6 protein-coding genes are annotated in these 5958 nt (G+C 73.3%); all 6 read left to right on the forward strand.

Annotated elements, in window-relative coordinates:
• Positions 1-407: 407 nt before the first annotated feature.
• Positions 408-1007 carry a sulfite oxidase-like oxidoreductase gene (locus tag AB0C69_RS36500; protein WP_360360092.1) on the forward strand — a complete coding sequence of 200 codons (600 nt, stop codon included), beginning with the start codon at positions 408-410 and terminating at the stop codon, positions 1005-1007.
• 8 nt (positions 1008-1015) lie between these two features.
• The gene (locus AB0C69_RS36505; RefSeq protein ID WP_360360095.1) at positions 1016-1687 is read left to right on the forward strand and encodes a ferredoxin reductase; all 672 of its coding nucleotides are present in this window, start codon (positions 1016-1018) and stop codon (positions 1685-1687) included.
• Between the two features lie 16 nt (positions 1688-1703).
• Complete coding sequence (locus tag AB0C69_RS36510) at positions 1704-2015, forward strand: DUF6510 family protein (protein WP_345172277.1); 312 nt, start codon at positions 1704-1706, stop codon at positions 2013-2015.
• Positions 2016-2025: 10 nt separating this feature from the next.
• A complete protein-coding gene (nhaA, locus tag AB0C69_RS36515) occupies positions 2026-3921 on the forward strand; it encodes a Na+/H+ antiporter NhaA (RefSeq protein WP_345172275.1) in 1896 nt (631 codons plus the stop codon).
• A 134-nt stretch (positions 3922-4055) separates the two neighbouring features.
• Positions 4056-5288, forward strand: a complete 1233-nt coding sequence (locus AB0C69_RS36520) for a M20 family metallopeptidase (RefSeq protein WP_360360100.1) — start codon at positions 4056-4058, stop codon at positions 5286-5288.
• On the forward strand, positions 5281-5958 hold a 678-nt coding region (locus AB0C69_RS36525; protein ID WP_360360103.1), incomplete at its 3' end, for a hypothetical protein. The genes AB0C69_RS36520 and AB0C69_RS36525, both read left to right, overlap by 8 nt.

Here is a 5958-nt window from a genome sequence, read left to right on the forward strand (position 1 = left end):
AGCGGTGGGGGCACCTTCGTGCCCGACGGCCGGGAGGGCCTGGCCCCTCGAACAAGGCCGCCCCATCGACCACTGGCGAGGCGGAATCGACGATGTCCGCGTCTTCGACCGCGCTCTCGTCCGCTCGCAGGTCCGGAGCGTCCTCCTCACCCGTACCTGAGAGCAGCGCTTCCGCCCTTTCCTCGTCGGCACTCTCCCGCACACTTCGCCAACGGGCTTGACATAGTAAGGGCGGTGCTGAGGTTGTGGGCGTCCGCCCAGGCTGGCCTGTGCCGCTCCAGGAGGAGCGGGTGCCCAGCCGGCGCGGGGTCGGTGGTGACCAGGGTGGGGGCCGCATCGGGGTCGGTGGGTTGGGGAAGGAAGGGCCAGAGGACGGGGTCCGTTCTGCCTGATGAGGGGAGGCTGTGATGGGGGTCGTTTCGCCTGGGTTCCATGGGCGGCGTCGCGAGGCTGCGGTCCAGTTGCCGCCCGGGCAGTACCTGACCGAGGATTTTCCCGTGCTGTCGGCCGGTCCGACCCCGCGGATCCCTCCGGAGGAGTGGGAGCTCACGGTGACCGCGGAGACCGGGCGGCAATACCGGTGGACGTGGCGGGAGCTGCTGGAACTGCCGTTCGAGAAGCCGCGGGTGGACATTCACTGCGTCACCAAGTGGTCCAAGCTCGGCACGGACTGGCAGGGGGTGTCGCTGGACGTCCTGCTGGCCGACGTGGAGACCGCGGCCGATTTCGCGCTCGTGTCCTCGTACGGCGGGTACACCACCAACCTGCCGCTTGAGGATCTGCTCGACGGGAAGGCCTGGATCGTCTACCGCTACGACGGGGAGGACCTGGCGCCGGAGCATGGGGGGCCAGTGCGGCTTCTGGTTCCGCACCTGTACTTCTGGAAGTCGGCGAAATGGTTGCGGGGCATCGACCTGCTGAACGAGAACGAGCCGGGCTTCTGGGAGACCGCCGGCTACCACGACTACGGGGACCCATGGCGCGAGCAGCGGTACCAGGGCGACTAGCGTGGCGCGTGGCGCGGCTGGCCGAGACGCGTCGGGAGACGGAAACGGCCCGGACGCTCGTCTTCGAGGTGCCGGGCTGGCCGGGGCATCTGGCCGGTCAGCATGTCGACGTGCGGCTGACCGCGGAAGACGGGTACGCCGCGCAGCGCAGTTACTCGCTCTCCGCGCCCGATCGGGTGGAGCTCACCGTGCAGCGGGTCCCGGACGGTGAGGTCTCCCCGTATCTCACCGATGTGCTCGGCCAGGGCGATCCGGTCGAGATCCGGGGTCCGGTGGGCGGCTGGTTCGTGTGGCGGCCCGAGGCGGGACGGGAGGTCCTGCTGGTCGCGGGCGGTTCCGGGATCGCGCCGTTGATGGCCATGGTCCGTGCCCGCCGCCTGGCCGGGGCGGGAACGCGGTTCCGGCTGGTGTACTCCACGCGCACGCCCGAGGACGTGTTCTATGCCGACGAGCTGCGGCGTCCGGAGCCCGGGCTGGAGGTCGCGTACGTCTACACCCGGGCGGCCCCCGGCGGCTGGCCCCGCCCGCCCGGCCGGCTGACGGCGGCCGATCTCGGGGACGGCCCGCCCGACCGTGACTGCTTCGTCTGCGGGCCGACGGGGTTCGTGGAGTCGGCGGCCGACATGCTGCTCGCCCGCGGTCACGACCCGCGGCGGATCAAGACCGAACGGTTCGGCTGAACGGAGGCTGAGCGAGATGAACGTGCCCCGCCGGGAGGACGCCCCCGGTCCCATGGATCATGTGGACGGCAACGCCCTGGCCGGCCCGCTGAGCGAGCTGTTCGCCGTGGACGTCACGGCGGCCACCGGCCGCTGCGTCAACTGCGGGCTCACCGGCCCGATCGCCGAGCTGCGGGTGTACGACCGGGCGCCCGGCCTCGTCGCGCGCTGCCCCGGATGCGGCCATGTCCTCCTGCGCTACGTCCGGACGCCGGACTCGGCCTGGATCGACCTGACCGGGACGGTCGCCCTGCGCGTCCGGCTGCCGGGCGAGGAGGGGCCCGGGTGAGCGTCCAGCGATGACGGAGCGCCGAGCGGGCCCGCCCTCCGGATCGTTCGCCGACCGGACCGCGTGGGCGCGCAACCTGCGGACCCCGCTGCGGGAGTTCCTGCGCACCGAGACGGGCGGCGCCGTGGTCCTGCTGGCCGCGACGGTCGCCGCACTGGTCTGGGCGAACGCGGACGCGTCCTCCTACGAGCGGGTGTGGGAGACGCAGGTGTCCGTCCGGTTCGGGGGCGCCGGGCTCTCGCAGGATCTGCGGCAGTGGGTCAACAGCGGCCTGATGACGGTGTTCTTCTTCGTGGTGGGGCTCGAAGCGCGCCGCGAGTTCGACATGGGAGAGCTCCGCGACCGGCGGCGGTTCGCGCTGCCGCTGGCCGCCGGTGTCGGCGGGATGGTCGTGCCGGTGGCCGTCTACCTGGCCTTCAACGCCGGGGGGCCGGCCGCCCACGGGTGGGGCATCGCGATGTCGACCGACACCGCGTTCGCGCTGGGCGTGCTCGCGCTGGTCGGACGGGCCTTCCCCGCACGGCTGCGCACGTACCTGCTCACGGCCACCGTCGTGGACGACGTCATCGCGCTCGCGGTGATCGCGGTCGTCTACAGCGGCGACATCGCGCTGCCGCCGCTGCTGCTGGCGGTCGGCATCCTCGCGGTGACCGTGCTGGTGCGCGCCCTCGGGGTGCGGCAGATCCCGGTGTACGTCGTGCTGGGCGTCGCCGCGTGGGCGGCGGTCCAGTCCGCCGGGGTGGAGCCGGTGGTCGTCGGCCTGGTCATGGGACTGCTGACGTACGCTCACCCGGCGGCGCGCGACGACCTGGAACGCGCCACCGAGGTCTTCAGGCTGTTCCGGGAGCAGCCCACCCCGGAGTTCGCCCGGTCGGCGCGGACCGGGGTGGCCGCGGCGATCTCCCCGAACGAGCGGCTCCAGCTGCTCATCCACCCGTGGGCGAGCTACGCGGTCGTGCCGCTGTTCGCGCTGGCCAACGCGGGCGTCACGATCACCGCCGGGTTCCTCGGCCGCGCCTTCACCTCGGCGGTGACGCTCGGCATCGTGATCGGCTACGTGGCCGGGAAGCCGGTCGGGATCCTCGGGGCCTCATGGCTGGTGTCCCGGGTGAGCCGGGGCCGGCTGCGTCCGCCGGTCGGATGGGCCGCGGTCGGCGGCGGCGGCGCGATCGCCGGCATCGGCTTCACCGTGGCCCTGCTGATCGCGACGCTCTCCTTCACCGGTGAGCGGCTGGAGGAGGCCAAGATCGGCGTGCTGTCCGCGGCCCTGTGCGCCACGCTCGTGACCTGGGTCGTCGTCCGCGTGACCGCGCTGCTGCCTCCGCGCAGGCGGTTGCGGGCGCTGCTCGGGACGGCGGAGAGCATCATCGACCTGGCCGCACCGGTCGAGCCCGAGCGCGACCACGTCCGCGGTCCCGCGAACGCGCCGGTGACCGTGGTGGAGTACGGCGACTTCGAATGCCCGTACTGCGGACGGGCGGAGTCCGTCGTCCGGGAGCTGCTCGCCGACTACGGGGACGTCCGGTACGTGTGGCGCCATCTGCCGCTCAACGACATCCATCCCCAGGCGCAGCTCGCGGCCGAGGCCGCCGAGGCGGCCGCCGCGCAGGGCCGGTTCTGGGAGATGCACGACCTGCTGCTCGACCGCCAGGACGCGCTGCGCCCCCGGGACCTGGTCCGCTACGCCGGCGAGATCGGCCTCGACGTCGACCGGTTCCGCGCCGACCTGCGCCGGCACACCGGTGCCGGGCGGATCGCCGAGGACGTCGACTCGGCCGACGTGAGCGGCGTCTCCGGAACCCCGACCTTCTTCGTCAACGGACGGCGCCACGTCGGCGCCTACGACATCGCCACGCTCTCCGCGGCGGTCCGGGGCGCCCGCAAACGCGCGGCGGTCGGCTCCTGACACGAGCGGCCCGGAGAGCCGCCCGGTTTCATCGCCGGTTCCCAACCTCGCGCGCCATTGTTGGCCGACAGGACAGGTCCGCCCGCGGCGCGACTCGCGAAGCTTGAGCGATGCGTCGACCGGAGGTGTCCACCGTGACAGAAGGCCGTGCCGTGGCGAACCGCGACCCGCGACGGGTCCGCGCGGGCGAGGCCACGATGATCGCCGACATCGAACGGCTCGTGTGCTGCGAGTCCCCGTCCGACGATCTGGCCGCGGTCGCCCGCAGCGCGGAGGTGGTCGCCGAGGTCGGCGCCCGGCTCCTGGGGGCGGAGGCGGAGCGCGTCGTCATCGGCGGGCGCACCCATGTCCGGTGGCGCTTCGGCGCCGAACCGCGCGTGCTGCTGCTCGGGCACCACGACACGGTGTGGCCGATCGGCTCGCTGGAGACGCACCCGTTCCAGGTCCGCGACGGGGTGCTGCGCGGGCCGGGGTGCTTCGACATGAAGGCGGGGCTGGTGATGGCGTTCCACGCGCTGGCGGCGCTGGACGACCTGGACGGCGTGACCCTCCTCGTCACCGGCGACGAAGAGCCGGGGTCGCCCTCGTCGCGAGAGCTCATCGAGAGCGAGGCGCGGCGGTGCGCGGCCGCGCTGGTGCTGGAGGCCGCCGGGCCCGGCGGGGCCTTGAAGACCGAGCGCAAGGGCGTGTCGCGCTACGAGGTGCTGGTGCGGGGAAAGGCCGCGCACGCGGGCCTGGAGCCGGAGCGCGGCGTGAACGCGACCGTCGAGGCGGCGCACCAGATCATGGCCGTGGTCGAGCTGGGCGATCCCGCGCTGGGCACGACCGTCACGCCGACCCGCCTGGAGGCGGGCACGACGGCGAACACCGTTCCCGCAGCGGCGCGCTTCGAGGTCGACGTCCGGGTGCGGGAAGCCGCCGAGCAGCACCGCGTCCATGCGGCGATGGAGGCCCTGCGGCCGGTGCTGCCCGGCGGCGGCGTGGAGGTCCGGGGCGGCCCGAACCGGCCGCCGCTCCCGGCCGCCGCGTCGAGGGACCTGTTCGAGCGGGCGCGCCGGCTCGCGGACGGCCTCGGGATCGGTCCGCTCGCTTCGGTGGCCGTCGGCGGCGCCTCCGACGGGAACTTCACCGCGGGTGTCGGCACTCCCACCCTCGACGGCCTGGGGGCGGTCGGCGGGGGTGCGCACGCCGATGACGAGCACCTGTTCGTGGCGGAGCTGCCGAAGCGGACGCGGTTGCTCACCTCGCTCGTCGCCGAGCTGCTGGCGGCGGAGGGTTGTCCGTCCGGACGAACGGGGCCCCGTCGTCCGGTGCTTTCGGACCATCTGCGGGACGGGACCGGCTGGAACCATGGCCGGCGTGACTGATCTCATCCGCGACCGTCGCGAGTCCCAGCCCGTCGACGCGGCGTGCGCCGCGGCCGAGGCCGCCGCGCACGCCGCGGGCGTCGACATCCGCCCCCTGGACAGGGTCGGCGAGCTCGAGGCCGTCCGCCGTCTGTACGAGCGCATCTGGCGCACGGGCGAGAACAATCCTCCGGTGACGGCCGACCTGCTGCGCGCGATGGCGAAGGCGGGCAGCTACGTGAGCGGCGCCTTCGACGGCGGGGAGCTGGTGGGGGCCTGCTTCGGCTTCTTCTCCCCACCGGCGCGCGAGGCTCTGCACAGTCACATCGCCGGGGTGCTGACGCACGTGCAGGGGCGCAACGTCGGTTTCGCGCTGAAGCTGCATCAACGTGCCTGGGCGATGCTGCGCGGTGTCGGCGAGATCTGCTGGACCTACGATCCCCTGGTGCGCCGCAACGCGTACTTCAACATCGCCAAGCTGGCCGCCGATCCGACCGAGTACCTGTCGAACTTCTACGGTCCGATGGACGACGACATCAACCGCAGCGACGACACCGACCGGGTCCTGGTCCGGTGGCGGCTGGAGGCGCCCGAGGTCGGGGCGGCCTGCGACGGTGGCCCCCGGCTGACCGACGCGGGGGCCGCCCGAGTGAGCGGCCGTCGGTGGTGCGGACCTGCCCGTACATCTCGC

The organism is Actinomadura sp. NPDC048032 (genome assembly GCF_040653175.1).
In the GTDB taxonomy this organism is placed as follows: domain Bacteria; phylum Actinomycetota; class Actinomycetes; order Streptosporangiales; family Streptosporangiaceae; genus Spirillospora; species Spirillospora verrucosospora.